Origin of the sequence: Nocardioides sp. LHD-245, from assembly GCF_030929495.1 — a bacterium.
GTDB lineage: Bacteria > Actinomycetota > Actinomycetes > Propionibacteriales > Nocardioidaceae > Nocardioides.
Genome location: NZ_JAVFWN010000007.1, coordinates 182,734 through 209,646, shown reverse-complemented (window position 1 = coordinate 209,646; position 26,913 = coordinate 182,734). Strand labels below are relative to the sequence as shown.

The window sequence follows — 26,913 nt, the reverse complement described above, 5'->3', positions numbered from 1 at the left end:
TCGCTCAGTGCTGGTGGCTCCAGCTCAGGACGGTGACCTCGCGGTCGGCGCTGGTCGCCGGGTCGCCGTCCTTGTCCCAGATCTGGGCACGGACCTTGAGGGCGAGCCGGTCGGGGTCGTCGGAGCACGACCCGCTCGCTGGGCAGACGTAGACCTTCAACTGGACCAGGGTCCCGTTGATCCCCATGCCCGGCGTGTTGTCGGGGAGCTCGATCAACGCTCCCGTCTCCTTGTACGCGCCGTTGAGGTTGGCGTACAGCGACCGGGCGATGACGCCCCAGCGGAAGACCTGGAAGTCCGTGTTCGCGACCTCGAGGTAGATCCGCCCGAGCGGGACATAGGTCGTGCCCTGGAGGTAGACCTCCGACTTCTTGTGGGTGTTGATGAGGTAGCAGCCGCTGCCGACGGTCGTGACGCAGTTGGTGGGGATCGTGGCGGGCCCGCGCAGCTTGGGCACGTAGTACTCGAGCTCCAGCCGGACATGGTCCAACTGGACGGACTGGTTCCGGTTGGCGGTCGCCGTGAAGGCGATGGCCGCTCCCGTGTAGCCGCGGTCGTGCACCGACTTCGCCAGGGCGTCGTAGACGGTCGGCTGGGTGGCCTTGAGGTCGATGGTCTGCGAGGTCAGCGAGGTCGGCTTGCTCAGCGAGACGGCGGGCAGCGCGGTACTGCCGGGCGCGGTGGGGGTGATCGCGACGGTCGAGGCCGGGAAGCCGTTGGCGCCGGACGCGGCCTTGTGGCGCACGAGCAGCCGCGCGGCCTTGAGCACCGCACCCGGTGGGACCTCGGCCGGCGGCGCGAAGCCACCCATGGTGACGGTGCGGGTCTCGTTGCCGTTGTCGCCGCCGCCCAGTCGGGTCCAGGTCGCCACTCCGTTGCCCTGGTCCCGCAGCGCCGCCGCGGTCAACGGCGCGAAGGTCGTGGGGTCGCTGCCGGTCGCGGTCACGGTCGGCACCGCCGTCGGCACCAGCGCGCCGGTCGCTCCGGTGAGGCTGGTGAGCGACGGGTTCGCGCCCTGCCCGTTGTCGTTCTTCAGCCCGTAGACGACGATCGGGGCCCGATCGGCGCGATAGGTCGCGCACAGCTCCGCCTTGGTGTCGCTGTCGAAGTAGATCGAGCTGTCGCCGCCGAAGACGAACTGAACGCCGTGGGACGTGGCGTCGTCGATCGGGTTCTCGCAGGCGCCGGGGATCGGCGTGGCCGCCGTCGGGGTGCCACCGCCGGGCAGCTCGCCCCCGATCACCTTCCGGTTGCCGATGGCCCAGACGTCCGTGTTGGCATCGGACGGCGGGACGGCCGCACTCTCGTAGAGCGGGTCGCCGTTGCTCGACCGGTTGTGGAAGTCGAAGTAGTAGCTCCCCGTCCGGAACCAGAGGATCTTGTCGCAGCTCGTCGTCAGGTCGGTCAGCGCCTTGACGTCGTCGTAGTAGCCGGGCTGGAACTCGACGTAGGCGCCGCCGGCCGGGCAGGCCGGGACCGGGCGCCACGGCGGGATCGTCGTGACGTCCGGCGGATAGTCGGGATCCGACGGGCCGGTCCCGGTGCCGCAGTTCGCGGTGTACGTCGCGGTGGTGCTCGAGCTCAGTGTGATGTTGACGCAGGACTGCCCCCGTGCCCACACATTCGCGTCGTTGACCCTGATCGTCCCCTTGGCGTCGATCGTCGAGTTCACGCGGATCCCGCCGCGCACCGAGAGGACCTTGTTGAAGTTGTACAGGCCCGTCTCACCGGCGTCGTTGCCCAGCATGATGATGGCGTCACCCGGGCTGTTCGCGTTGGTCACGTGTCGCGCCGTCCCCTGCGCGCCGGTGGCGTCCTCGGGCTCGCAGGTCACGAACGCGGACGTCCCGGCCTCCCCCGTCGCCTTGGGCGGCGGGTAGAAGTCGGGCAGGAGCAGGGCGTCGTCCTCGCTCACCACGTCGGCGCTGTCGTATCCGAAGCAGCCGTCGCTCAGCTCGTTGTTGAACCGCCAGCCGGCCGGGGGCACGACCGACGGGTCGTCGTCGGAGCTGTCCCAGTAGCCGGTGCGGAGACCGTTGAGGACGACCTGGGCGGCCGCGTCGGCGGCGTACGTCGAGCCGGCCACGTTGCGCAACGCCACCGTGGCGCGCAGGCTGCCGTCCCCGCGGGTGAGGACCAGTCCGGTGACCACCGCGACCACGGTGATGATGATCAGTGCGATCACGAGGATCGCGCCGCGCTCGCCGGCGTCGCGCGCCAGCCCGAGCCGCCTGAGGAAACGTCGTCTCATGTCTGCCTCCGCTCGCCGGCGATCGTCTCGCTGATCGTGGTCCGGCCGTAGCCCTCGGAGTCGCTGATGCTCAGCGTCATCGTGATCCTCGTCGGGACCCGGCCGGTGGCGTCGCCACAGCCGGTGACCCCGCCACCCGTGCAGATGACGTCCGGTGCGACGGTGAGGTTCGTCGCCACGACGGTGGTCGACGGCGCCGAGCCGCAACGGATCCGGACGAGGTCCTTCCGGCCGCCCCCGTTGTCCCGGACGGCATAGGTCACCTTCACCAGGTCGGGCTCCTTCTCGGAGACCGTCGAGGAGTACTCGCTCCAGGCCAGGGTCACGACGGGTGCGCCATCGCCCGGGCACCGGTCCAGGCCGACCGACTGCTTCGTCGGGTACGAGTGGACCGCCTCGTCGTCGTCGTAGTCCTTGCTGCGGACCCCGATGCTGGACACGTCCCGCTGCCAGTAGGCGGTCACGAACTGGAGGTCCAGGGACTCGGTCATCCGAGAGCGGGTGTCGGTCGTCGTCCGCAGGTAGCTGATCACCACACCGGTGAGCCCGGTGACGATGACGCCCATGATGGCGACGGTCACCATGACCTCCATCAGGGTGAAGCCCGCGTCGCCCCGCGCACGCCTCAGCACGACGTGTCCCCCGGCGCGCAGGGATCGCGCACGACGACGGTCAGCACCTCGGTCGAGCGGCCGTCGTCGCTGCGCATCCGCAGGGTCAGCCGCTGCACCCCGCTGTCGCCGCCGGGGCAGCCGTCCTCGGATCCGTCGCCGCGCAGCGGCACCGACGCCTCCTGGGTGGCGGAGTAGCCGGCCGGCACGTCGAAGCCGATCACGGCCGCGGCGTACGCACCGGCGCCGGCGCAGGGAACGTAGTTGTCGTCGGCCACGTAGGCCTGGACGGCTTCGGCGTAGTTGCGCACGTAGGCACCGCCCGTGCTCTGCTTGCGATGGATGTCGGACGTCTTGATGCTCATCTCCACGCCGGCCAGGATCGCGACCGCGGCGATGCTCAGGATGGAGAGCGCGACCAGCACCTCGATGAGCGTCGCCCCGGCGTCGGAGCGGTCGCGCGTGAGCCGGCCGGGAAGGTCCATCAGATCTCGACCTGCTGGAAGATGCCGTACATCGCGGACACCAGGGCCACGGCGACGAACCCGACGATGCCGCCCATCACGATGATCACGATCGGCTCGAACAGCGCCGTGAGCTTGTTGATCTTGTAGTCGAGCTCGTCCTCGTAGTACTCCGCCGTCACCTCGAGCTGGGTGTCCATGGAGCCGGTCTCCTCGCCGACCCGGAGCATCGCGGTCGCCGTGCCGGGGAAGAGGCGGGTCCGGGCCAGCGGGCCGGCGAGTCCCTGGCCCTCGAGCATCTGCTCGGTGACGCCGTTGAGTCGCTTGACGAAGACCCGGTTGCGCAGCGAGTCGGTCGCGACCCGGATCGCCTCGGGCAGATTGACCCCGGCGGCCACCATCGAGGCCATCACCCGGCAGAACCGCTCGACCAGCGCGTACTGGATCGTCTCGCCGAGCACCGGGACCCGGAGCAGGAAGGCGTGCCAGACGTACCGGCCGCGCTCGAACCGCTGGGACAGCAGGAACAGCAGCCCCCAGGCGACGAGGCCGGCGACGATCGCCCACCACCAGTGGCCGAGGAAGTCGGTGAAGGACAGCAGCATCCGCGTGGGCAGCGGGAGGTCGGCATCGAGCTCGGCGAAGAAGTCCTCGAACTTCGGCAGCACGTAGATCGCCAGCACGAGGACGGTGACCACCGACATGGCCGCGACGGCCATCGGATACATCATCGCGGACTTGATCTTGCGACGCGCCTCGAGGTCGCGCTCCAGGTAGATCGCCAGACGCGACAGGACGACGTCGAGCTCGCCGGTCAGCTCGGCCGATCGGACGATGCCGCGGTAGAACTCGGGGAACACCTTGGGATAGCGCTCCAACGTGTCGGAGAACCGCTCGCCGGTCCGCAACCCGTCCTCGACGTCGTGCATCATCCGACGCACCGAGGAGTTCTCGCTCTCGGCGCCGATCGAGTGGACCGCGTCGAGGATCGGCAGACCGGCACGGAGGAACGCCGCGATCTGACGGGAGAGATGCATGACCTCCTCCTTCTTGATCCGCGGCCCCGATATCTCGTACTGGAGCAGACTGGTCTTCTCGGTGACCCGCAGGTCGCGCAGCTCGCGCTGGAAGAGCGCGACCTCGGCGTCACCGCGGCTGGCGGCCTTCTGGGTGCCTCGGACCCGCTTGCCCTCCAGGTCGACTCCGGCAAAGGCGTACTTCGGCATCTCAGGCTCCCGCGACGTAGATCGAGCGCATGACCTCGGCGGCCGTCGTCGTGCCGTCGGTGACCAGGCGGACCGCCTGCTCCTGCAGGGTGCGCATCCCCTGGTTCCGGGCGAGCTTGCGCATCTGGTCGTGCGGCGCCCGGTCGACGATCAGCTCGCGCACCTCGTCGGTCACCACCAGCATCTCGTAGACGCCGATCCGCTCCAGGTAGCCGGTGTGGGCGCAGAAGTGGCATCCGGTGCCGTGCCGCCAGCCGCCGAGGGGCTCCTGGCCGTCGAACTGCCGGACGAAGGCGACCTCGTCGGGCGCGGGCCGGTACGGCGCCAGGCAGGACGTGCAACTGCGGCGGACCAGTCGCTGGGCGACCACCGCGGTCACCGAGGACGCGATGAGGAAGGCCTCGATGCCCATGTCGAGCAGGCGGTAGAGCGCAGAGACGGCCTCGGTGGCGTGCAGCGACGACAGCACGAAGTGGCCGGTGAGGGCGGACTGGACGGCGATCCGGGCGGTGTCGACGTCGCGGATCTCGCCGACCAGGATCACATCCGGGTCCTGGCGCAGGATGGACTTCAGCCCGCCGGCGAACGTGATCCCGGCCTGCTCGTTGATCTGGATCTGGTTGATCGAGTCGAAGGTGTACTCGACCGGATCCTCGATCGTCATCAGGTTCTTCTCGGGGCTGTTCAGCTCGCCGAGCGACGCGTAGAGAGTGGTGGTCTTGCCACCGCCGGTCGGGCCGGCGCAGATGACCATCCCGAACGGCGAGTGGATCAGCTGGGTGTAGCGCGCCGCCGTGTCGGCCGGCATGCCCAGCTGCTCCAGCGCGAAGAGTGGGCGGCTCTTGTCGAGCACCCGCATCACGATCTTCTCCCCGCCGACCACCGCGGTGGTCGAGACCCGGATGTCGATCTCGCGTCCGTCGACCGCCATGGAGATCTGGCCGTCCTGGGGACGTCTCCGCTCGACGATGTTCATCCCACCGAGGATCTTCACGCGGCTGACGATGGCCGGCCCGATCGACGCCGGCAGGTCCAGCACCTCGGTGAGCGCGCCGTCGATGCGGTAGCGCACCCGGACCCGCTCCCCCGTCGGCTCGACGTGGATGTCGGAGGCCCGGTCCCGCAGCGCCTGCGTGATGACCGACTGCACCACCCGGACGACCGGCGCCTCCTCGTTGGCGCTGACGTCGAGACCCGCCGCCTCCCGGCGCAGCACGTCGCGCGCCTCGAACGCCTGGATCTGGCCACCCACGTCCTGGGTGGCCCGGTACGACCGGGCCAGGCCGCGGTCCAGGTCGCGACGCGTGGTGACCAGCGGCCGGACCGGCCGCCCGAGGACGGCGACCAGCGCCTGCATCCGCTCCGGGGCCGGGTCCAGCACCGCGACGATCACGGCGTCCTCGTCCAGGGCGATCGGCAGCGCGTCGAAGGTCACCGCCTGGTCCCGGGTGAGCAGGGCGACCGCGTCGTCGGCCGGCGCCAGGTACCGGAAGTCGGCGACACCGACCCTGTGGTGCTCGGCGAGCGTGCGTGCCAGCACGCCGTCGGTGATGGCGCCGCTGGCCACCAGCCGCTGCCCGAGGTCGCCGTCGTGGTCGCCCTGGTCGCCGCCGCGGACCGCGTCCACCTGGTCGGGCCGGACCCGGCCGGCGTCGACCAGGATCCGGCCGAGCCGCTCGTCGTCCTCGCCGGTGCGCGGGACGGCGACGGGCGCGTCGACCTTGCTGTGCCTGCCCTTCAACCTCATCGGAATCCTCCCGTCACCGGACCGCACCGGCGGCGTACCGCGGCCGGGCCTCGATGTCCTTGGGATAGAGACTGCGCGCGGCGGCCTCCTGCTCCGTCACGATCCCCTGCTGGATCAGGTGCGACAGCGACCTCTCGAGCGTCACCATGCCGTCCTGGGCGCCGGTGACCAGGGAGTTGCGCAGCTGGTGCGTCTTGCCCTCCTTGATCAGGTTGCGCACGGCGGGCGTGGCGACCAGCACCTCGTAGGCCGCGATCATGCCGCCGCCCGCCCGCGGGATCAGCCGCTGGTAGACGACGCACGACAGCGCGGCGGCGAGCTGGACCCGGATCTGGGACTGCTGCTCGGCCGGGAACACGTCGATCATCCGGCCGAGCGACTGCGCGGTGTCATTGGTGTGCAGGGTCGCGAACACCAGGTGACCGGTCTCGGCGACCGTGAGCGCGAACTGGATCGACTCGAGGTCGCGCATCTCGCCGACGAGCAGCACGTCCGGGTCCTCTCGGAGCACCGAGCGGAGCGCGTCGCGGAAGCTCGCGGTGTCGGTGCCGACCTCGCGCTGGTTGACCGCCGCCCGCTGGTGGTCGTGGACGTACTCGATCGGATCCTCGACCGTGATGATGTGGCAGCCGCGGTTGCGGTTGATCAGATCGACGAGCGAGGCGAGCGTGGTCGACTTCCCGGATCCGGTCGGGCCGGTCATCAAGATCAGCCCCTGGTGGCGCATCGACAGCTCGCGCAGCACCTGCGGCAGACCGAGGTCGTCGGGCGTCGGCACGGCGCGCGGGATCATCCGCAGCGCGACGGCCGTCAGCCCCCGCTGGGTGAACGCGTTGCCGCGGATCCGGGCGTGCTCGCGCCAGGAGAAGGAGAAGTCGTACTCGTGGCGCGACTCCCACTCTTCCTGTTGCTCCGGCGTCAGCACCTCGGACAGCAGGGCGTCGGCGTCGTCAGGGGTGAGCGATGCCTGTCCCGGAGCGGGAGTCAGGGTGCCGTCGACCCGGATCATGGGCGGCAGGCCGGCGGTCAGCATCAGGTCGGTGCCCTGGGCGTCCCAGAGGATGCCCAGGAGCCGGTCGACGCGGTCACCGATGCGGTGCGGGTGGTGGAACACGGGTGCTCCTCAGCTGGGTTCCGATGATCGGCTGTGGAGGACCGTCGCCCGAGCAACGGCCCACCCCAACGAGAGTCCGAGTTCGATCAGCAACCAGCCGGCGCCGGGTTCAGCGCACCCGTCGCAGTGATCGCCGTGGCTCCACTGATCGATGACGGGCCGTTGGGCGGTCCCTCAGGAGCCGCACGGAGGAATCCACCAGCGACGAGGGCGTCGACGTCGGCCGGATACGAACCGGTCTCGGCATAGGCGGCTTCTACGGCCGTCTCGACCGTACGGATCTCGGTCTTGCAGGCGGTCGTCTCGCTGTTGTTCGTGATGCCCCGCACGGAGAACACCACGATGGCGGCGAGGACGCCGAGGATGATGATGACGATCAGCAGTTCGATGAGCGTGAAGCCGCGGTCGTCGCGGCGCGCCTCGGAGAGGCGATCAGTGATTCGGCGCATGCCAAAGCCTCCAGAAGGAGAGAGGGGTGATGGATGTGAGAGCAGCCCCCGAGCGCTGTGTCCAGGAAACGCCTGCGCGGACCTCTCGTCCCGACAATCCGACTTTCTTTACCGCAGGAGCCGAAACACCCCAAATATTGGGGAAAACTCACTCATCGACCCTGCGGCAGCGCCTCTCATGTGCTGGAGCCGGGTCGACGGAGCGCGCGTACGACGACGGGCAGGTGCCGGACCGCGACCGCGGCGAGCCGGCTGTCCCGGCCTGGCCACACGGATGAAGACCTGCGCCAGGACTCTCGCCGCCCACGCCTTCGTGATCGTGGGTCAGGCAGCGACCGCGACCTTGCGCCGCTCGGGTGAGGAGGCGATCGACACCATCATCTCGCCGATCGTGGTCTCGCGGGTCCAGCCGAACTCATCGGTCTGCGGCCAGCCGACCGCAGCCGGAGCGCCGGCCGTCGCCACGGAGGTTCCGAAGATCATCCGGTTGGTGACCATCGTGCAGATGGTCAGGATCTCGCCGTTCGGATCCATCTGGTCGATGATCCAGCCGAGCCGGTCGCTGGGGAGCGCACAGACGAATCGTACGATGCCATCGGGCGAAACCTCGCGCCCGCTGTCGACGTCGCTGAGGACCATCTCGGGCGTGGCCTCGAGAATCCCGATCAGGTGCTGTGCCAGGGTGACGCGCTCATCGACGTGCGCTTGGTCGGTCGACCAGCGAACCGAGTACTCCTGCCCGTCCGGAAGGACACTGAAGTACTCGTTGTGGCTCTCGACCTGACCGCGAACTCCTGCCTTGCGCAGTGCGTCCTGGTAGTCGGCGAGGAACTCGGACTGGGTGGCTCGCCCGAACGCGAAGCCCGGCATCTGGGGCGAGTACATGCTGAGGCCCGCCCCGTCTCGACGCTCGTCGACCATCAGGACATGGGTCGTTTCCTTGACGGCACGGTCAGGCACGGCGAAACACCTCCTTGGCTTCCTCGACGCTGAGTCCGGCGCTCACGAGGATCTTGCGGACCATCCAGCCACCGATCTCCTCGTTGTCATGGTAGGCGAACACCAGCGGCGGGCGCCCCGGGCTCGTCAGCCGGCGGTGGGAGCCGCCCGGGTTGCCGGCGACGGCATAGCCGAGTTCGTGCTCGAGCAGCCGCCGGAGACGGCGCGCCTTGAGCGTTCCGAAGCCAGGAGCTCGCCCCATGCCGTTCCTCCTGCATCATTCCGCCGCCATCCGCCATCGCCACTGACCCTACGGAGATCGCTCGACGGACGACGTTCAACTCCACAGCCCCGGCGTCCCCGGGGCGGTGCGGACCGGCCGGGCGCTGCGGGCGGGACATGCCCGCAGGCGTGCCGCAGAACGGTGGCTCAGGCCTGCCCGACGTGCTCCTCGAACACCAGCACCGTCTGGGTCGCGACCACCTCGGGCAGTGCCTGGATCCGCTCCAGCACGAGCTCGCGCAGGTGCTCGGCGTCGCGGGCGCGGACCAGGATCACGCAGTCGAAGTCACCGGCGACGAGGGCGACATGAGCCGCCTCCTCCAGCGCCCAGGCCTTCTTCCGGAAGGACTTCCAGGTGTTCTGCTTGATCCGGACGTGGATGTAGGCCGGCAGGCCCAGCCCCAGGGCCGCGTGGTCGACGTCGATGGTGAAGCCACGGATCACCCGGGTCTCCACGAGCCGCTTGACCCTCGCGTAGGCGCTCGCGCGGCTGATCCCGAGCCGTTCGGCGACCTCTCGGATCGAGGTCCGCGAGTCGGCACGCAAGATGTCCAGGATTCCATGATCGACGCGGTCCATACAAGACAGATTGCCATGCCTGACCGGCCCGTGACAGCCATTCGTCTGGTTTGGCTCGCAATTGCATGGACCACGTCACAGACTGCTGTCATGTTCGAGGAAGCCCAGTACTTCGCACCGGTGACCGCCGACGAGGACGGCTCGCTCAAGGTCCATCTCGGCGCCGACCATCCCGGATTCGCCGACCCGGCCTACCGCGCCCGACGCGACGCGCTCGCCACGCTCGCCAGCAACTGGCGTCCCGGCCAACCCTGCCCGACGGCGGTCTACACCGACGACGAGCACCGGGTCTGGCAGGTGGTCAGCGAGGCGCTGGTGACCAAGCACCGCGCGTACGGCTGTCGTGAGTTCCTCGACGGCAAGGAGTCGCTGGGCCTGCCGATCGACCGGATCCCCCAGCTGGCCGAGGTCGGCGAGTGGCTCGCGCCGCTGACCGGGTTCAGCTACCGGCCGGCCGCCGGCCTGGTCCCGCTGCGGGAGTTCTACGGCTCGCTCGCCGACAAGGCGTTCTGGTCGACCCAGTACGTCCGCCACCACTCGGTGCCGCTCTACACGCCCGAGCCCGACGTGCTCCACGAGGTCGTCGGCCACGGCAACACTCTGGCGAACCCGCGCTTCACCGCCCTCTACGAGCTCGCCGGCCGGGCCTCGCGCCGGGTGCGGACCACCGAGGCGCTGGAGTTCATCAGCAAGGTCTTCTGGTTCACCCTCGAGTTCGGCGTGCTCTGGGAGGCCGGCGAGCTCAAGGCGTACGGCGCCGGCATCCTCTCCTCGCCCGGCGAGATCGAGGCGTTCCGCGGGATGACCATCCGACCGCTCGAGATCGCCACCATGGGCACCCAGCTCTACGACATCACCGACTACCAGGACGTCCTCTACGTCGCGGAGTCCTTCACCCAGCTGGAGGACGTCGTCGGCGGCTTCTGGGCCTCGTGCACCGACGACTCGATCGCCGAGATGCTCGCCCGCACCCCGGCCCACGCCTGACCCGACTCCGTCGCACCGGACATCCGGGTCGTGCATCGACCGGACCGGGGACAGGTATGTCCGGTGCGACGGGTCAGGGACGACGCGCGGCCCAGGCGACCAGCTCGCGGGCGGGACCCTCGGGCGGGTGCGGACCGCCCTTCCAGACGGCGTGCAGTCGGCGGGTGAGGTCGAGCCCAGTCACCGCGACCCGCACCAGGCGGCCGGTGAGGAGGTCGTCGCGCACGGCGTGCGCGCCGACCGCCGCGGGGCCGGCTCCGGCGGCGACCGCGGCCCGCACCGCCGCCGTACTCGACAGCTCCAGCGCCGGCGTCGCGCGCGGCCGGTCGGCCAGGGCCCGCTCCAGCACGGTCCGGGTCCCCGACCCCGCCTCGCGTACGACGAGCGGCGTGGCCGCGAGCGTCTCGGCGCTCACCCGGCGGCGGGCGCGCAGCGCCCAGGGGTGCTGCGGGCCGACGACCACCACGAGCTCGTCGGTGCCGACCAGGCGCCGCCGCAGCCCGCGGGGCGCCTCCGGGCCTTCGACGAAGCCGAGCACGACGTCGCCCGCCTCCACGAGCTCGGCGACCCGGGCGGTGTTGGTCGCCGTCATGGTGACCTCGGTCGGCTGCTGCCCGCGCTGGACCTGGTGGGTCCGCAGGCCGACCAGCCAGCCGGGCAGCAGGTGCTCGGCGATGGTGAGGCTGGCCGCGATGTCGAGGTGGCCGCGCCGGTCGACCCGCAGCGCCGCGATGCCGGCATCGAGCTCCTGGGCCGCGTCGAGCACCCGGTCGGCCCACTGGACCACGAGCTCACCGGTCGGCGTGAGCTCGGAGCCCCGCTTGCTGCGGGCGACCAGGGGCTCGCCGACGAGCGCCTCCATGGTCCGCACCCGCGAGGACGCGGCCTGTTGGCTGATCCCGAGCTCGGTGGCCGCAGCCCCCAGGCTGCCGGTGCGGGCGACCACGACCAGCAGCTCCAGCGCCCGCAGGTCGGGGACGTGAGGTCCGAGCATGCTCACAAAGTAACCTTGTGAGCACCCAACCACAACCTCGTTCTGTGAGCCCGCGCGAGCGACCAGACTCGCCAGCATGACTCTTCGCGTCGCGATCGTGGGCGGTGGCCCGGCCGGCATCTACGCCGCCGACATCCTCACCAAGTCCGAGACCCCGGTCTCCGTCGACATCCTCGAGCGGCTGCCCGCGCCCTTCGGCCTGGTCCGCTACGGCGTCGCGCCGGACCACCCCCGGATCAAGGAGATCATCAAGGCCCTGCAGCGGGTGATCGCGAAGCCGGAGGTCCGCTTCCTCGGCAACGTGGAGTACGGCGTGGACGTGAAGCTCGAGGACCTGCGCGAGTTCTACGACGCCGTCGTGATCTCCACCGGCGCCATGGCCGACCGCGACCTCGGCATCGCCGGCGAAGAGCACTCGCTCGGCGCCGCCGACTTCGTCTCCTGGTACGACGCGCATCCGGACGTCCCCCAGGAGTGGCCCCTCCAGGCGACCAGCGTCGCCGTCCTCGGCGTCGGCAACGTCGCCCTCGACGTCGCCCGCGTGCTCGCCAAGACGGGCGACGAGATGCTCGTGACCGACATCCCCGCGCACGTCCACGCCGGCCTGAAGGCCAAGACCATCACCGACGTGCACGTGTTCGCCCGCCGCGGCCCGGCGTACGCGAAGTTCTCGCCCCTGGAGCTGCGCGAGCTCAACCACTCCCCCAACGTCGAGGTGATCGTGCACCCCGAGGGATTCGACGTCGACGAGCACGGCATGGCGCACATCGCCGAGCACAAGTCGCAGAAGATGGTGCTCAACACGCTGACCAGCTGGGTCGGCGCCGACCCCGTCGGCAAGCCGCACCGGATCCATCTGCACTTCGCCGAGGCACCCGTGGAGATCGTCACGGACGAGGCGGGCCGGGTGACCACGTTGCGCACCGAGCGCACCCATTCGCCGAACGCCGACGGCCGGGTCGAGGGCACCGGTGAGGTCACCGACTGGGAGGTGCAGCAGGTCTACCGCGCCATCGGCTACCGCAGCAGCCCGCTGCCCGGCCTGCCGTTCGACGACCGCGCGGCCGTGATCCCGAACGACGGCGGCCGGGTCCTCGACCTCGACGGCGACCCGATCCCCGGCACCTACGTCACCGGCTGGATCAAGCGCGGGCCGGTCGGCCTGATCGGCCACACCAAGAGCGACGCCGCCGAGACCGTCGGCCAGCTGCTCGCCGAGACGACGCCGACCGCCACGGCGCGTCGCCCGGAGGACGTCGACGCCTACTTCGCCGAGCGCGACGTCGCGGTCGTCCCCCACACCGCCTGGGAGCGGATCGACGCCCACGAGGTCGCGCTGGGCGAGGCAGAGGGCCGGGCCCGGGTGAAGGTCGCTACCCGCGCCGAGATGCTGGCGGCCGGCCGGGTCCGGCCCGTCGCGCCGACGCAGATCAACCCCTCAAGTTTCCCCTGACGTCTTCTTCTGACGGGAGTGGCGGAGCGCTCTGTTCCCTACAGTCACGGTACCTCTGCTCCCCCACACGAGGCGGTTCTCGTGATCTCCCTCTTGCCGCGCATGCACCCTCGTCCGGTCTCCCTGTTGTCCGCGGTCGTCGCGGTTACGCTGTTGCTCGGCGTGACCGCGGTGGCCAGTGGCCTGGTCGGTGGCGGCGGGTCGGGTGGTGACGTCGGGACCAGGCGCGCGGCCGCGCCTGCCACCTGCGGGACGGAGGAGGCCGAGCTCGCCGCGGCCGGCGTCGCTCTCACCCAGGCCCAGCAGGCGGTCGAGGAGCGGAGGAGCAGGCTCAAGGCCAAGAAGAAGAAGGTTCGGCAGGCCAGGGCTCGACTGACGACCGCGAAGGTGCATCCGGGCGCGTCCGGCCCCGCCGTCAAGAAGGCCACGAAGCGGCTCAAGTCGGCGCAGAGGAAGCGCCGCGCAGCCAGGGGCCGGCTCGTGCAGGCCCGGGTCGCGATGACCACGGCCGGCACCCGGTCGGCGGATGCGCTGGCCGGTCTCCAGGCCTGCACCGTCCGGGTCGCGGAGAGCAACTCCACACCGCGACTCGTCTCCGCCGAGCTCCAGGGCACCGATCAGGTGCTGCTGACGTTCAACCGGCCGATGGGAGAGAGTGCTGGCGCGGTCGCGGCGTACGGCTCCAGCCCCTCGCTCAACGTCACCGGCGCCGCCCTGCTGCCCGGGTTCGACCGGGTCCTGTTGAGCACGGACCCGCTCTACGCCGTGCCCTACCGGATCACCCTGTCCACCGACGTCCTGGACGCGGGCGGCGAGCCGATCGACCCGGCGCACCGCACCGCGTCGGTGACCGGGACCATCGCGGTCAACGCCCTCCGTCCTGCCGTGACGAGCGCATCCTCGACCGGCAACCGCACCGTCGTCGTCCAGTTCAGCAAGCCGATGGGCGACAGTGCGGTGCGTCCCGGCGGCTACGAGGTCGTCCTGGAGCCGGGCAGCACCGGCGGCGTGCCGGTCAGTGCCGCGCGCTTCACTGACGGCAGCCGGCAGAGCGTGGAGCTGACGACCGGCGCGCAGAGCGAGGTCGACTACCGGGTCCGCGTCGGCGATGTCGTCGACCTCACCGGCCTGGCACTCGCCGAGCGCTCCGGCTCTCTCGGCGGACCGATCGACCCCACCTCCGCGGTGTTCCGGGGCACCCCCGCCAGCGCGAGCGGGCTCGTGGACTCCGATTGCGACGGCCTGACCGACGCCGAGGAGCTGCGCGGCTACCAGATCCACGTCGAGCTCGGCAACGGCCAGGCCCACACCCGAGTTGTAACCAGCAATCCCGGCACCGTCGACGCTGACTGTGCGGCTCCCCGACCCGAGCACGATCTGGACGGCGACGACGTGCTCGACTCCGCCGACACCGACGGCGACGGTCTGGGCGACGCGGCGGAGAAGTCGCTGGGCACCGATCCCCGCGACTCCGACACCGACGACGACGGGCTCACCGACGACGTCGAGTTCAACGAGACCTACTCCGACCCGACCGGTCAGGACACGGACGGAGACAGCCTGACCGACGGGTTGGAGATGAGCTTCTTCCGCACGTCGGCGATCCTCGCCGACACGGACGGCGACCAGATCGACGACGGCACCGAGACGAGCCTGGCCACCCGCAGACCACGCGTCTCCGACCTTCCCCAGCCCGCCCTGGAGATCGGCGAGATGCGCCTGGACCTGGACGTTCGCTTCATCGACCGAACCGGCACCGAGAGCAAGCAGGTCGACACCGAGGAGGTCAGCACGACACTGACCCAGACCGACAGCAAGGAGTTCGCCAGCACCGACTCCCGCACGTTGGAGGCCGGCACCAAGCTGTCCCAGACGGCCTCCTTCACCATCGGCTACGACAGCGGCCCGTCGGCGGAGGCGACCTTCAGCACCACCTCCGAACAGAGCTTCAACTCGACCTTCCTCGCCTCCTTCACTGAGACCTCCAAGCAGGAGACCGAGCAGGAGCGGGCGAAGACGCTGACCTCGGAGGTGGAGAAGGCCGACTCGGCGGATCGGACCCGGGAGGTGCACGGTGCCTCGGTCCAGACAGCGGTGACCCTGAAGACCGCCGGTGACATCGCCTTCACCATCCGCAACCTGCAGGTGGTCGCCCTGATCCAGGATCCGCAGAACCCTGCCAAGCTCACTCCGGTGGCGACGCTGCTGCCCATTCAGGGCTCTGCGTCCGAGTTCAACCTCGGTCCGCTGGTCCCCGAGCGGGGCCCGGTGATCTTCGAGAGCACCCAGGTCTTCCCGACGCTGGTCGACGACCTGATGCGCAACCCGCGCGGGTTGGTGTTCAAGTTCAGCAACTACGACACCACCGACGAGCTCGGCCGCAACTTCGCCTACACGTCCCAGGACATCAACGACCGTACGGCTGCGCTGACGATCGACTACGGCGGTTTCGATGCCGACGACGACGGTGTCGGCGACCTGACCGAGAAGCGCCGCGTCGCCACCGGCACCGGGCGTCTCGTCGACACCAACGCAGACGGCGTGGTGGACGAGGGCGACCGGCGCGCCGTCTTCGACCCCGACGGCAACAGCCTCGGCATCACCCTGCGCGAGGCGTTGGCGGCGATCGGACTCGAGGAGTACGACGAGACCGCGCACCCGACCGCGTCGTTGACGCAGGCCGAGATCGACGGCAGCTACTCGGTGATCCGGCGCGACGACGGTGGCGACCGGATCTTCCGGGTCCGGCGCACCGGCATGGAGCCGGGCGTCGCGAAGCAGTGGGAGATCATCACGCCGACCGGCATCGACCAGTCCCTGACGTTGGACTCGCTCATCATGGACGCCGGCCAGAGCATCACCCTGGCCTTCCTCGCCGACACGGACCAGGACCGGCTCCCGGCGCTGCTGGAGAGCGTCCACGGCTGTGTGGACAGCCCGACCGACAGCGACGCCGACGGCATCGCCGACAGCACCGACACCGACGGTGACGGCCTGGACGACCGGTTCGAGGTCCTGGTCGGCTGGAAGGTCGAGTCGCAGCGTGGGTCCCGCAACGTGCAGTCGCGGTGCACGAGCGAGGACACCGACAACGACCGTCTCACCGACGACGATGAGGCGCCCGCGGCCGTCGAGCGAGACGACTCCGGTCTCATCGTGATCGGCACCGGCCGCGCGCCGAGGCGCGAGACCACGGGATTGGAGGATCCCCTGATCGGGTGGGCCCTGTCGGACCCGATCACGGACCCCACCAGCGCCGACACCGACGCCGACGGCCTCACCGACGACTACGAGCTGACCGAGCGGCGGCTGCCGCTGGTCAGCCCGCCGGCCACCCCGGGCCAGATGACCGAGCTGCAGGCGACCAGTCCGGAGCACTTCGACAGCGACCGCGACACCGCCTCCGACGGCGTCGAGGAGACCGTCGGCGGCGATCCCCGGGTAGCCGACTTCGAGAACTTCGGTGACAGCGACCAGGACGGCGTGGTCAACGCGCTCGAGGGGATCGGCTACGACGTGGTCACGCGAGGCGTCAGCACGGGCGGGACCTGCGACTCGGTCTGCGCCGACGGCGCGACCAGCACGGTCTCGGTCACCAGCGAGCGCGATGTCGCCGACACCGACGGCGACGGCCTGAACGACGGGGAGGAGCGGAGCCTCGGCACCCACCCCCGCTCCGTCGACACCGACGGCGACGGGCTGAGCGACTTCGAGGAGGCGCGGGGCTTCACCCTGCGCGACCTCGGCGTCGTGGTGACCGATCCGCTCGACGCCGACAGCGACGACGACAAGCGGTCCGACGGTGCCGAGGCCGGGCGCGGCGGTGGACGGCTGATCATCCGGGTGCTCGGCGAGGCTCCCTACGAGGCGTTCACGAGTCCGAACGACGCGGACCAGGATCTGGACCAGCTCGTCGACGGCGACGAGGCCGTGGCCGGCACCAATCCCGGCAACTTCAACACCGACGGCGACAACCGCTCCGACTACAGCGAGGTGCGTCTGGGCGGGCGACGCCCCCTGGTGCCGGATCTGAGAGTCCGGGTCAACTTCAACGGCCTCGAGATCGAGGAGGACGGCGACGGCGGCAGCAGTGCCGGCGACTTCGAGTTCGCCATCGGGGTGCGGAAGCCGAACGGGCAGCTGTGGTGCGAGCACCAGACCGGCTGCGGCGCACCGGAGCACATGCCCTTCACGAGTTGGACAGGTGGTCCGTTCGGTATCGATCTCCGGGACTGCGACGGCAACGACCTGTACGACGGCGTGTGTCGCTGGTCCCCGCGACGGATCAACTTCCAGAGCGGCTACCGGGTGGCGGGACTGGACAACGAGATCGTCGTCGGCAGTGTCAGCACCAGCGACATCGAGCTGGAGTCGTTCTCGCTGACCGGCTTCCTGCGGGAGTACGAGGGCGACGACGTCGACTGCAGCACGGTCTATCCCAATCCGCAGTACGAGGACCACTCTGGCACGATCAGGGGCACCGACCTGACCGCGGGGACCACGCTGATGAACATCACCCGTAACTTCGGCTGCAGCACCGGCGGCGACAACAAGGTGGAGTCCAAGCTCCTGGTCTCCTACACGGCCGACTGAGCTGCCGGCGGGCCCGCGAGGGCCGCGGGCAGTTGGGCGCGCGAGCTCAGGCCGAGCTTGCGGAACGAGTGGCGTAGGTGGGTCTCGACCGTCTTCTCGGTCACGAACAGGGCCTGGGCGATCTCTCTGTTGCGAGCCCCGGTCGCCGCCAGCTCCGCCACCCGCCGCTCGGCGGGGGTCAAGGCCTCCGCCGCACGGGTGGGCGCGGGACGCGGTCGACCTCCCGCGGCGACGAGCGCCTCGGTCGCGCGGGCCGCCAGGTGCGTGGCACTGAGCTGGCGGGCCAACCCGAGCGCACGGGTGAGCTCCGTGCGTGCGTCTCTCCCCTCGCCGCGCGCCAGCCGGGCCCGGCCCAGCTCGAAGTACGTCCGGGCGAGCGTCAGGCGCGCGAACGACCGCGTGAGCAGTGTGCGGGCCTCCTCGAGCAGCACGACGTCCCCGATCTCGCCCCCGGCACCGGCCCGGCTGAGCAGTGCGGCGCCGACGACGTGGTCGGCCCCGAAGCGCCCGGCCAGGTCCAGGTCCTCCTCGGCGAGCTCGACGGCCTCCTGGTGGCGCCCCAGCCTGGCCAGCACCTCGACCGCCGCCGCACGCCACGGGTTGAGCGCCGGGTTGGTCTGGCCCGCCCGCTCCTGCCGCTCGCCGCAGCACAACAGATCCTCCAGGCCGGCGTACAGCTCACCCTGCGCCACCCGCACCCGACCGCGCGCGAGAAGGATCGTGTTGAGGGGGGTCAGGTCCGGCAGCGGGCCGACCATCAGGCCCGCCTGTCGCAGGTGGGCCTCGGCCTCGTCGACACGACCCTGGGCCAGCAGCGCCTCGGTGAGGAAGCCGAGGAGGTACGGCGCGCCGAGCTCACCCTCTTCGATGAGCTCCTGCATGGCGCACCCGTCCGTCTCGGCCACCAGCACGTCGCCCTCCAACATCGCGAGCTGGCCGCGCAGCCCGATGCTCGCCCGCAGCTCCGGGAGCACGCCGTCCTCCTGGGCCCGGACGATCGCCAACTCCACATGGCGGCGAGCCTGGCCGACGCGACCGCATGCACCTAGCAGCGGCACCGCCATCAGCGCCACGCTCGGAGCGTCACGAGACAACGACCCGTCGGCCAACGCCTGCTCGACCAGGGTCGCCCCCTCGTCTGCGGGACGACATGCGGCGATCGACTCGAAGGCCCGGATCATCAGGCTCATGCGCTGCGCGAAGGCACCCTGTCGTACCGGCCGATCCGACTCCGCCGCCAGCAACTCGCGCACCGATGCACGCTGGACCGGGTCCCACGTGCTGAACATCAGGCGGCGTGTCTCGATCTCGTCCACCAGCGCACGGTCGGTCTCCACCTCGGCGACTGCCCGCAGCTCGACCGCGGCCCGCCGCAGGACGTCGACGGCCTCGCTCAGACGGACGTCGTTGACCAGCGCCTGGGCGAGATCACGGGCGATCACGGCACGTTCGCGAGGCGCGCCGGCATCGTGGATCGCCCGGCGAAGGCTGTCCACGGCGTTCGGGTCGCCGGCCGCCAGCTGCGCACGGCCCAGGGCCGCCCAGATCCGCACGCGTCGCCCGCGCGGCGCAGGTTCCGCCACCGCTCGGCGCAACAGCGTGATGGCGACGTCCGGTGCGCCCCGGTCCGCCGAGATCCTGGCCGCGCGCTCCAGGGTCTCGACCACCCAGGGGTCGGCCGCCGGACGCACCGCCATCAGGTGTCCAGCGGCCGCGACGGGGTCGGACCGCTCGGCGAGGATCGCTGCGGCCCGCCGACCGAGCCGGTCACGGTCCGGGCCCGCTATCGCGTCGCTGATCGCCGAGCGGATCAGCGGCTGCGCGAACGTGCCCCATTCCTCGGACCTGAGCAGCTCGGCGGCCACCAGTTCGTCGATCGCCCGCCGAGCGCTCGCGGCGGACACGCCGATCAGGCTGCCGATCGCCGCCGGTCCGCCGATGTCGCCGACCACCGCGAGCGCCTCGGCACACTCCCGGGCGGCGGGGCTCACGGCATCCAGCCACCGCCGGACCCGGCTGCCCAGCGCGTCCGCCCCCAACCGCCGTACCAGCTCCGGCGAGAACGTCTCCGGTGCGGCCCCCGTGTCGCGCAGCGCCGCCAACGACGCGTGCAGGGCCAGCGGGTTGCCGGCCGTGCACGCATGCAGCGTCGCGGCGAGCCCGGGCACGTCCGGCGCTCCGAACTCGGCGCGGACCAGCACCGCCGTGGCCTCGGCGCTCAGCGGGCGCGGCAGCAGGACACGGTCCGGCGAACCCAGCCCGGCGGCCAGCTCCGCGGCGCCACCGACGTCGCCCCGCCGCGTCGCAGTGGCGAGCGCCACCGGAAGGCCGTCGATCCGCCGGGCCAGATGCAGGAGGAATCCCAGTGACGCCGGGTCGGCCCAGTGGACGTCGTCGACGGCCAGCAGGAGCGGGGTACGGTCGGCCAGCGCCGCGACCAGCCAGTACAGGGCGTGGCGCGCGCTGGCGACCGAGATCGGCGCGTTCCGGTCGCTGTCCGACGCCACCGGCCATGCGTGGCCCAGCACATCGAGCGCCTGGCGGATCAGCGGGGTGTCGCCGACCGGATCAGCGCCGGCGAGCTCTGGCGCCAACAGATCCCGAACCACCCCGAAGGGAACCGCGCCGTCCAGCTCCTGCAGTCGCACCGACAGGACCCGCAGCCCGGCGGCCCGGCCGGCCACGACCGTCTCATGCAGCAACGCCGACTTACCGATCCCGGGCGGACCGGCGATGAACAGCGCCGAGCCGCGTCCGGCCGCGGCATCGACGACGAGTGCCTCGATGACGTCCAACTCTCGAGACCGCTCCAGGATCCCGAGCTCCTCGTCCACCCCGACAGGATCGCCGACCCCGGGACCCGCGCACAACCGACCGGGCGTGCGCCGTGCGGGCGGCGCCTCGTAGATTGCCGTGCGTGACCCACACCGGCACCGTGCTCCGCGTCCCACCGATCAGTCCACAGCTGCACGACGCCGTCGGCGAGCGGTACGCCGCGCTCGACCTACCCGCCGCCCCCGCCGCCCGGGCCGCGTTCCTCGCCGAGCACGGCGCCGACATCGTCGGCATCGTCTGCAGCAACGTCAGCCCCGTGGACGCCGACCTGATCGCCGCCCTCCCCCGGCTGGGCGTGATCGCCAACCACGGCGTCGGCTACGACAACATCGACATCCCCGCGGCCCTGGACCGTGGCATCGCGGTGAGCAACACCCCCGACGTCCTCGACGACGCGGTCGCCGAAACCGCCCTCGCCCTGCTGCTCGCCGTACGACGCCAGGTGGTCGCCGCCGACCGCTTCGTCCGCGACGGCAGGTGGCTGGACGGCAGCTTCCCGCTCACCGACCAGGTCGCGGGCAGCCGGGTGGGCATCCTCGGCCTGGGCCGGATCGGCCAGGCCGTCGCCACCCGGCTCGAGGCCTTCGGCTGCACGGTGAGCTATCACAACCGGCACCGACTGGCGGACGTCCCCTACGACTACGCCGCCTCGCCCGTCGAGCTCGCGGCGGGCGTCGACAGCCTGGTCGCGGTCGTGCCCGGCGGCGCGGGTACCGCCGCACTGATCGACGGCGAGGTCCTCGACGCCCTCGGCCCGACCGGGGTGCTGATCAACATCGCCCGCGGCTCCGTCGTCGACGAACCGGCCCTCGTCGCCGCACTCCGCGACGGCCGCCTGGGCGGCGCCGGTCTCGACGTCTACGCCGACGAGCCGCGGGTGCCCGCGGAGCTGACCACGATGGACAACGTCGTCCTGCTCCCCCACCTCGCGTCCGGCACCCACCCCACCCGGGCGGCGATGCGCGCGCTCACCCTCGACAACCTCGCCTCCTGGCTCGCCGACGGCACCCTGCGCACGCCGATCCCGGAGCTGGCTCAGTAGCTGAAGGACGTCGCGCCCTCGTCGCCGATCCACTGCCACATCGGGATCGTGCCGCCGATCTCCGCGCCCTTGATCAGGCGCTCCGGGTCGAGCGCCTTCGCGTTGAAGCACAGCGGACAGACCAGATAGGTGCCGCCGGCCGCGAGGAAGCGCTCCAGCAGCTCGGGCAGCGACGGGCAGCCCTCGCAGGAGCGACCGACCGCGACGCCGGGCACGGCGAGCCGGACCGCCTCCTTAGTCAGGAACATCAGGGTCGGGCGCCCCTGCTCGGCCGCGCCGAGCGCGACCAGGAACGCCACCGTGACCCGCTCGGGGTCCTCCATCCCGGTGGCCAGGCTGACCACTGCCTTGTTCGACATCGTCGTCTCCTTCGTCGGCACGGCGGGTGTTCGCCGATGACCCGACGCTAGGAACCGCGAGCACCTGCGGGCATCGGTGCCGACACGCATCCGCGCCCGCCTGCAGGCCGCGAACGGCCGCCGACGCGTACGCGCAGCAGGCCGACGGTCAGGCCTGCGGGGTGAGTCCGAGCACCCGACAGACCGCGGCGGCGCGCGCCGTACGGCCGGAGAGGCCCAGCTTGAGGTAGACGTTCTGGAAGTGCCGCTCGACGGTGCGCACACTCAGCGTCAGCCGGTCCGCGATGGCGGTGTTGTCGAGGCCCTCGGCGGCCAGCAGCAGGAGCTCGCGCTCCCGCGCGGACAGATGGTCGACCGGTACGACGACCCGGTCGGCCGCGAGGAAGGCGGCGACCTCGTCGCGGAAGACGGGCCAGGCCGGCTCGTCGGCGAGCAGCACGTGGTTGCGGGAGTCGAGCATGACCAGCCGGGCGTCGGGGATCCCCGACGCGAGCCGCGGACCCCAGCCGGGCGCGACCCGGTCGCCCTCGGCGTGCAGCACCAGGGTGGGTGCGGCGATCCCGGGCAGCAGGTCGCGGACGTCGACGGCATGCCGGGCGATCCGGCTGCAGACGGCGTTGTCGGTGTTGGTCGAGGTGCGCTGCAGCTCGTCCATCCAGACCATCTGCTGCTCGGTGGCATCGGGGATGAAGGCGTTGGTGAACACCCGTCGGAACAGCGGGTCGGGGCGCGCCCACCCGGCGCGGATCATCGCCCGGAACGCCTCCTCCGCCGCCTCGTCCTCCTGCTGGATGCCACCGCCCGCCATGCCGCCGTAGAGCACCAGCCGGCTCACCCGCTCGGGGTGCGCGTGCGCGTAGGCGACCGCGACCGGCGCCCCGCCGGACATCCCGAGCACCGCGAACCGCTCCAGCCCGGTGGCCTCGACCAAGGTCTCCAGGTCGGCCAGCCGGCGCTCGAGGGAGAAGTCGGAGACCTGCCACTCCGAGAGCCCGAACCCGCGCTCGTCGTACCGCACCACGGTCGCGAGGGCGCCGAGGTCGTCCAGGAAGTGCCGCCACACCGGGCTCTGCCAGTCGTACTGGAGGTGGCTGAGCCAGCACGAGACGATCAGCAGGGGCGGACCGGACCCGTGGCGCGCCCACGCGAGCCGCACGCCGTCGTCGGTGCGGCAGAAGCGGACCCCCTGAGTCGCGGCAGACGCCACGAGGGCAGCGTACGCCCACGGCGGGCCCGAGGTCAGGCGTCGGCCGAACCCGCCAGACCGGCCTCGACGACGTCGATGGCTGCCCCCGCATCCGTGAGGAGCCGCTTCGCCAGCCGGGCGTCGACCCTGCCCTCGGCCGCGGCCCGCTGCACCTCGCGGGTCATCCCGCGGGTCGTGCCGACCAGCGCGGACGCGACGGACCACGAGCGCAGGTCGTCACCGAGCTCCTCGACGAGTAGCTCCCGCAGCGCGGTGACGGCCCGGTCGGCCTCGAGCCGCTCCCGGGCCTGGAGGCTCGGACTGTCCCGCACGATCCGCGCGATCCGGGACAGGCCGGCGAGCACCGGCGAACCCGGGTCGGCGAGCACACCGCGCGGCTGGACGACGTACTCCCGGAAGGCGCTGACGACGCGCTGGCCTGCGGGCCGGTCCCGGACGGCGGCGAGCAGGCGCTCGTTGAACGCGGCCATCCCGTCGTAGATCAGGTCCTCCTTGACCGGGAAGTAGTTGAACACCGTGGCGGTCGAGACGTCCGCGGCGGCGGCGATGTCGGCGACCGGCACCTGCTCGAACCCGCGCTCGGCGAACAGGACGATCGCGGCCTCGGTGATCCGCTGTCGCGTCTCCTGCTTCTTGCGCTCGCGCAGTCCCGGCTCGGCCATGGCGCCACCCTACCCTTGACTTTGTGTCACTCCAAACTTAGAGTCGCTATAACTTTAGATTCGCCATACGAAAAGAGCGCGGTCATGAGCCAGACCGCCACCCCCGCCGCCCCGAGCGCGGCACCGCTCGACCGGACGGCCCGCACCGTCATCGCCGTGGTCGTGCTCGGCATGATCACCACCGTCCTCGACGCGACCATCGTCAGCGTCGCCACCGACCGCCTCGCCGCGGAGTTCTCCGTCTCCCTCACCACGATCCAGTGGGTGATGACCGGCTACCTGCTCGCCTTCACCGCCACCATCCCGCTCGCCGGCTGGGCGATGGACCGGTACGGCGCCCGCCGGGTCTGGCTGCTCGCCGTCGGGGTCTTCACGGCCGGCTCGCTGCTGTGCGGTCTCGCCTGGTCGGCCCCGTCGCTCATCGCCTTCCGCGTCCTGCAGGGCGCCGGAGCCGGACTGGTCAGCCCGGTCGGCATCGCCATGGTGGCCCGCGCCGTCGGGCCGCGGCGGATGGGCCGGGCCATGGCCGTCGTCGGGATCCCGATGATGCTCGGCCCGATCCTCGGCCCGGTCCTCGGCGGCGTGCTGATCGACAGCGTCGACTGGCGCTGGATCTTCCTGGTCAACATCCCGGTCGGCCTCGCCTGCCTGGCCTGGTCGGTCCGCGTCCTCGCGGACCCGCGTGGCGCCGGTCGCGGTCGGCTCGACGTCGTCGGCCTCGCCCTGCTCTCCCCCGGCCTGGTCGCCCTGGCGTCCGGCGTCACCTCGCTCGCCAGCCCCACCGGCTCCACCTCAGAGGCGGTCACCGGGATCGTGGGCGGTGCCGTCCTGCTCGTCGCGTTCGTCGCCCACGCCCTGCGCACCGCGCAGCCGCTCGTCGAGCTGCGCCACTTCGCCACCCGTGGCTTCGCGACCGCGACCGCGGTCCAGTTCCTCGCGGTCGGCGTCCTCACCGGCGCGGGCTTCCTGCTCCCGCTCTACCACCTCCTCGCCCGTGGCGAGTCCGAGCTGCAGACCGGCCTGCTGCTCGTGCCCCAGGGCGTCGGCGCGGCCCTCGCGATGGCCCTGACCGGCCGGCTGGTCGACCGCGGCCGCGGCCGTGCCGTCGTACTGGCCGGCGTGGGGCTGCTGGTCGCCGGCTTCCTCGGCTACACCGCGGTCGGCAGCGACCCCGGTCAGGCCTACCTCGGGTTCGCGCTGTTCGCGATCGGGCTCGGCGCGGGCTGCATCTTCGCGCCGACCAGCGCGGCGGCGTACGCGGCCCTCGACCATGCCGCCATCCCCCACGCCACCACGACGATGAGCATCGCCCAGCGCACCGGCGGCGTCGTCGCCACCGCGGTCTTCGCCACCGTCCTGCAGCACCGGCTCTCGACCGCCACGGCGCCCGCCGACGCCTTCGGCGTCGCCTTCTGGTGGCCGCTGGCGATCGCCGCCCTCGCCGTCGTCCCGGCCCTCCTGCTGCCGGCGCCGAAGGCGCACACTGGAGAGCAAGGAGCCTGACCATGACCATCGAGCTCAACCACACGATCGTCCACGCCACCGACCGCGACGCCACCGCGGCCTTCCTCACCGACGTCCTCGGCCTCCCGGAAGCCCGCGTCTACGGGCCGTTCCGGGTCGTCGAGCTCGGCAACGGCGTCAGCCTCGACGTCGTCGCCCACCCCGGCCCGGTCACCGCCCAGCACTACGCCTTCCTCGTCGGCGACGACGAGTTCGACGCGATCCACGCCCGTATCGTCGAGCGCGGCCTGACCTTCTGGGCCGACCCGTTCCATCGGCAGGAGGGCGCGGTCAACCGCAACGACGGCGGCCGCGGGCTCTACTGGTCCGACCCCGACGGCCACAACCTGGAGATCATCACCGTGCCGTACGGCGGGTGACCTCGTGGCCCGCCGGGGAGCCCCTCCCGCCCGGTCGCGGGCGGGCGCGGCCGGTGCGGACCCAGGCGGCGAAGGCCTCGATGCCGTTGATGAGGGTCTCGAAGCGCACGGAGTGATAGAGGTCGAAGCCGTGCTGGGCGCCGGGGAGCTCGGCGTACACGACAGGACTGCGCGAGACCCGGCGCAGACCCTCGACGAAGGGACGGTTCACGTCCGGGGAGACGAGGCTGTCGTGGTCACCGTGAGCGATGAGGTACGGCGGGGCGTCGGGCCGGACGTGTCCCAGCGGCGACGACTCGGGGCCCTGGCCGAAGTACCGGCCCAGGTAGCCGTTCAGGATGATGACGCCCGCAACCGAGGTGTCGACATCCTCGAAGCCGGGCTGGAGATCCGGGTCGTCGGCGGTCAGGCCGGCGATCGAGGCCATGTGACCGCCGGCCGAGGTGCCCGACGCGAAGATCATCGCCGGGTCGGCGCCGTACTCCTCGGCGTGCTCGCGGGCCCAGGCGATCACCCGCTTGTAGTCGACGAGGTGCTCGGGATGTCGGACCGCGGGCCGGAGCCGGTAGTTCGCGCTGATGCAGACCCAGCCCTGGCTCGCCAACCGGTAGATCAAGGGCAGCGCCTGGCTGTCCTTGCGGCCCATCGAGTAGTGGCCTCCGTGCAGGTGGATCAGGATCGGGCCGCCGGACGGGCGGGAGCGGTGGTGGTACACGTCGAGCAGGTTCCGCTTGCCGGCGTCGCCGTAGCTGAGGTTCTTCACGTGGGTGACGTCTCGGCGACGGGTGACGAACGGCAGGAACAGGATGCGCCCGAGCGGAAGCCCCCGGCGCAGTCCAGCCCTCAGCGCCGGGTCGGTCTCGCTGCGCCAGCCGGCGCCCAGGCCCTCGGCAAGCGCTCGCTCGACGGCCGGCCCGGCCAGCATCGTCCGCCGGGCGATGACCGCGAGCCCGAGCACGACCAGCAGGGCGAGCCCGAACACCGCCCAGCCGCCCGGTGTGCCGATGTCACCTTGGGCGAAGGCCAGCGCAGTCGCCGGGAGCAGGAGGTAGAGCCCCGCGATCGGCACCTCGTTGATGAGCAGCGTCAGCAGGAAGCTGGCCAGACCCAGCGGTTCCGGCCGGTACACCGGACGGATCGCCAGCAGCGTGACCGAGCCGACGAGCAGAACCGAGATCAGGTAGCCGACCGGCATGTCCGGGCCTCCTTGCTTCACATCGTGTGCACTTTTTAAAG

General features: G+C 71.3%; 22 protein-coding genes. 6 read left to right on the top strand and 16 right to left on the bottom strand.

Annotated elements, in window-relative coordinates; all coding sequences use genetic code 11:
* Positions 1-4: 4 nt before the first annotated feature.
* The 10 genes from RB608_RS13120 to RB608_RS13075 all read right to left on the bottom strand — a co-directional run bounded on the left by RB608_RS13120 (position 5) and on the right by RB608_RS13075 (position 9,662).
* A complete protein-coding gene (locus tag RB608_RS13120) occupies positions 5-2,251 on the bottom strand; it encodes a hypothetical protein (RefSeq protein ID WP_308088396.1) in 2,247 nt (748 codons plus the stop codon).
* On the bottom strand, positions 2,248-2,883 hold the full coding sequence (locus RB608_RS13115) for a prepilin-type N-terminal cleavage/methylation domain-containing protein (RefSeq protein ID WP_308088395.1): 636 nt from the start codon (positions 2,881-2,883) through the stop codon (positions 2,248-2,250). Before RB608_RS13115 ends, RB608_RS13120 begins: the two co-directional genes overlap by 4 nt.
* Positions 2,877-3,347 carry a type II secretion system protein gene (locus RB608_RS13110; protein WP_308088394.1) on the bottom strand — a complete coding sequence of 157 codons (471 nt, stop codon included), beginning with the start codon at positions 3,345-3,347 and terminating at the stop codon, positions 2,877-2,879. The genes RB608_RS13115 and RB608_RS13110 overlap by 7 nt, the downstream gene beginning before the upstream one ends.
* Complete coding sequence (locus tag RB608_RS13105; RefSeq protein ID WP_308088393.1) at positions 3,347-4,552, bottom strand: type II secretion system F family protein; 1,206 nt, start codon at positions 4,550-4,552, stop codon at positions 3,347-3,349. The genes RB608_RS13110 and RB608_RS13105 overlap by 1 nt, the downstream gene beginning before the upstream one ends.
* A 1-nt stretch (position 4,553) precedes the next feature.
* A complete protein-coding gene (locus RB608_RS13100; protein WP_308088392.1) occupies positions 4,554-6,299 on the bottom strand; it encodes an ATPase, T2SS/T4P/T4SS family in 1,746 nt (581 codons plus the stop codon).
* A 13-nt stretch (positions 6,300-6,312) separates the two neighbouring features.
* Positions 6,313-7,413 carry a type IV pilus twitching motility protein PilT gene (locus RB608_RS13095; RefSeq protein ID WP_308088391.1) on the bottom strand — a complete coding sequence of 367 codons (1,101 nt, stop codon included), beginning with the start codon at positions 7,411-7,413 and terminating at the stop codon, positions 6,313-6,315.
* An 86-nt stretch (positions 7,414-7,499) separates the two neighbouring features.
* Positions 7,500-7,862, bottom strand: coding sequence for a prepilin-type N-terminal cleavage/methylation domain-containing protein (locus RB608_RS13090; RefSeq protein WP_308088389.1), 363 nt, complete (start codon positions 7,860-7,862; stop codon positions 7,500-7,502).
* Between the two features lie 324 nt (positions 7,863-8,186).
* The gene (locus RB608_RS13085; RefSeq protein ID WP_308088388.1) at positions 8,187-8,822 is read right to left on the bottom strand and encodes a hypothetical protein; all 636 of its coding nucleotides are present in this window, start codon (positions 8,820-8,822) and stop codon (positions 8,187-8,189) included.
* A complete protein-coding gene (locus RB608_RS13080; RefSeq protein ID WP_308088387.1) occupies positions 8,815-9,063 on the bottom strand; it encodes a type II toxin-antitoxin system HicA family toxin in 249 nt (82 codons plus the stop codon). Before RB608_RS13080 ends, RB608_RS13085 begins: the two co-directional genes overlap by 8 nt.
* Positions 9,064-9,230: 167 nt before the next feature.
* Entirely contained in the window at positions 9,231-9,662 is a 432-nt protein-coding gene (locus tag RB608_RS13075; RefSeq protein WP_308088385.1) for an Lrp/AsnC family transcriptional regulator, read from the bottom strand.
* A 90-nt stretch (positions 9,663-9,752) separates the two neighbouring features.
* Between RB608_RS13075 and RB608_RS13070 the strand changes: the two genes are divergently transcribed.
* The gene (locus RB608_RS13070) at positions 9,753-10,649 is read left to right on the top strand and encodes a phenylalanine 4-monooxygenase (RefSeq protein WP_308088384.1); all 897 of its coding nucleotides are present in this window, start codon (positions 9,753-9,755) and stop codon (positions 10,647-10,649) included.
* A gap of 73 nt (positions 10,650-10,722) precedes the next feature.
* Here RB608_RS13070 and RB608_RS13065 read toward each other — a convergent pair whose 3' ends face one another.
* A complete protein-coding gene (locus tag RB608_RS13065; protein ID WP_308088383.1) occupies positions 10,723-11,643 on the bottom strand; it encodes a LysR family transcriptional regulator in 921 nt (306 codons plus the stop codon).
* A 76-nt stretch (positions 11,644-11,719) separates the two neighbouring features.
* Here RB608_RS13065 and RB608_RS13060 point away from each other — a divergent pair, with 76 nt between their 5' ends.
* Positions 11,720-13,096 carry an FAD-dependent oxidoreductase gene (locus tag RB608_RS13060; protein WP_308088381.1) on the top strand — a complete coding sequence of 459 codons (1,377 nt, stop codon included), beginning with the start codon at positions 11,720-11,722 and terminating at the stop codon, positions 13,094-13,096.
* 162 nt (positions 13,097-13,258) lie between these two features.
* Positions 13,259-17,689, top strand: coding sequence for a hypothetical protein (locus RB608_RS13055; RefSeq protein WP_308088380.1), 4,431 nt, complete (start codon positions 13,259-13,261; stop codon positions 17,687-17,689).
* On the opposite strand, the gene RB608_RS13050 is transcribed toward RB608_RS13055, so the two are convergent.
* Positions 17,674-20,523 (bottom strand): AAA family ATPase, encoded by a 2,850-nt coding sequence (locus RB608_RS13050; RefSeq protein ID WP_308088379.1) that lies wholly within the window; start codon positions 20,521-20,523, stop codon positions 17,674-17,676. The genes RB608_RS13055 and RB608_RS13050 overlap by 16 nt on opposite strands.
* A gap of 83 nt (positions 20,524-20,606) precedes the next feature.
* Between RB608_RS13050 and RB608_RS13045 the strand changes: the two genes are divergently transcribed.
* Entirely contained in the window at positions 20,607-21,566 is a 960-nt protein-coding gene (locus tag RB608_RS13045) for a 2-hydroxyacid dehydrogenase (RefSeq protein ID WP_308088378.1), read from the top strand.
* On the opposite strand, the gene RB608_RS13040 is transcribed toward RB608_RS13045, so the two are convergent.
* The 3 genes from RB608_RS13040 to RB608_RS13030 form a co-directional block, all read right to left on the bottom strand.
* Positions 21,560-21,925 carry a DsrE family protein gene (locus RB608_RS13040; RefSeq protein ID WP_308088376.1) on the bottom strand — a complete coding sequence of 122 codons (366 nt, stop codon included), beginning with the start codon at positions 21,923-21,925 and terminating at the stop codon, positions 21,560-21,562. The genes RB608_RS13045 and RB608_RS13040 overlap by 7 nt on opposite strands.
* A 148-nt stretch (positions 21,926-22,073) precedes the next feature.
* A complete protein-coding gene (locus RB608_RS13035; protein WP_308088374.1) occupies positions 22,074-23,132 on the bottom strand; it encodes an alpha/beta fold hydrolase in 1,059 nt (352 codons plus the stop codon).
* Positions 23,133-23,164: 32 nt separating this feature from the next.
* Entirely contained in the window at positions 23,165-23,794 is a 630-nt protein-coding gene (locus RB608_RS13030; RefSeq protein ID WP_308088372.1) for a TetR family transcriptional regulator, read from the bottom strand.
* Between the two features lie 84 nt (positions 23,795-23,878).
* Between RB608_RS13030 and RB608_RS13025 the strand changes: the two genes are divergently transcribed.
* Complete coding sequence (locus RB608_RS13025; protein ID WP_308088371.1) at positions 23,879-25,297, top strand: DHA2 family efflux MFS transporter permease subunit; 1,419 nt, start codon at positions 23,879-23,881, stop codon at positions 25,295-25,297.
* A 2-nt stretch (positions 25,298-25,299) separates the two neighbouring features.
* Positions 25,300-25,677: a VOC family protein gene (locus RB608_RS13020; protein ID WP_308088370.1), complete on the top strand. Its 378-nt coding sequence runs from the start codon at positions 25,300-25,302 to the stop codon at positions 25,675-25,677.
* On the opposite strand, the gene RB608_RS13015 is transcribed toward RB608_RS13020, so the two are convergent.
* The gene (locus RB608_RS13015; protein ID WP_308088368.1) at positions 25,655-26,872 is read right to left on the bottom strand and encodes an alpha/beta hydrolase; all 1,218 of its coding nucleotides are present in this window, start codon (positions 26,870-26,872) and stop codon (positions 25,655-25,657) included. The two genes, RB608_RS13020 and RB608_RS13015, sit on opposite strands and share 23 nt — an antisense overlap.
* Positions 26,873-26,913 lie beyond the last annotated feature (41 nt).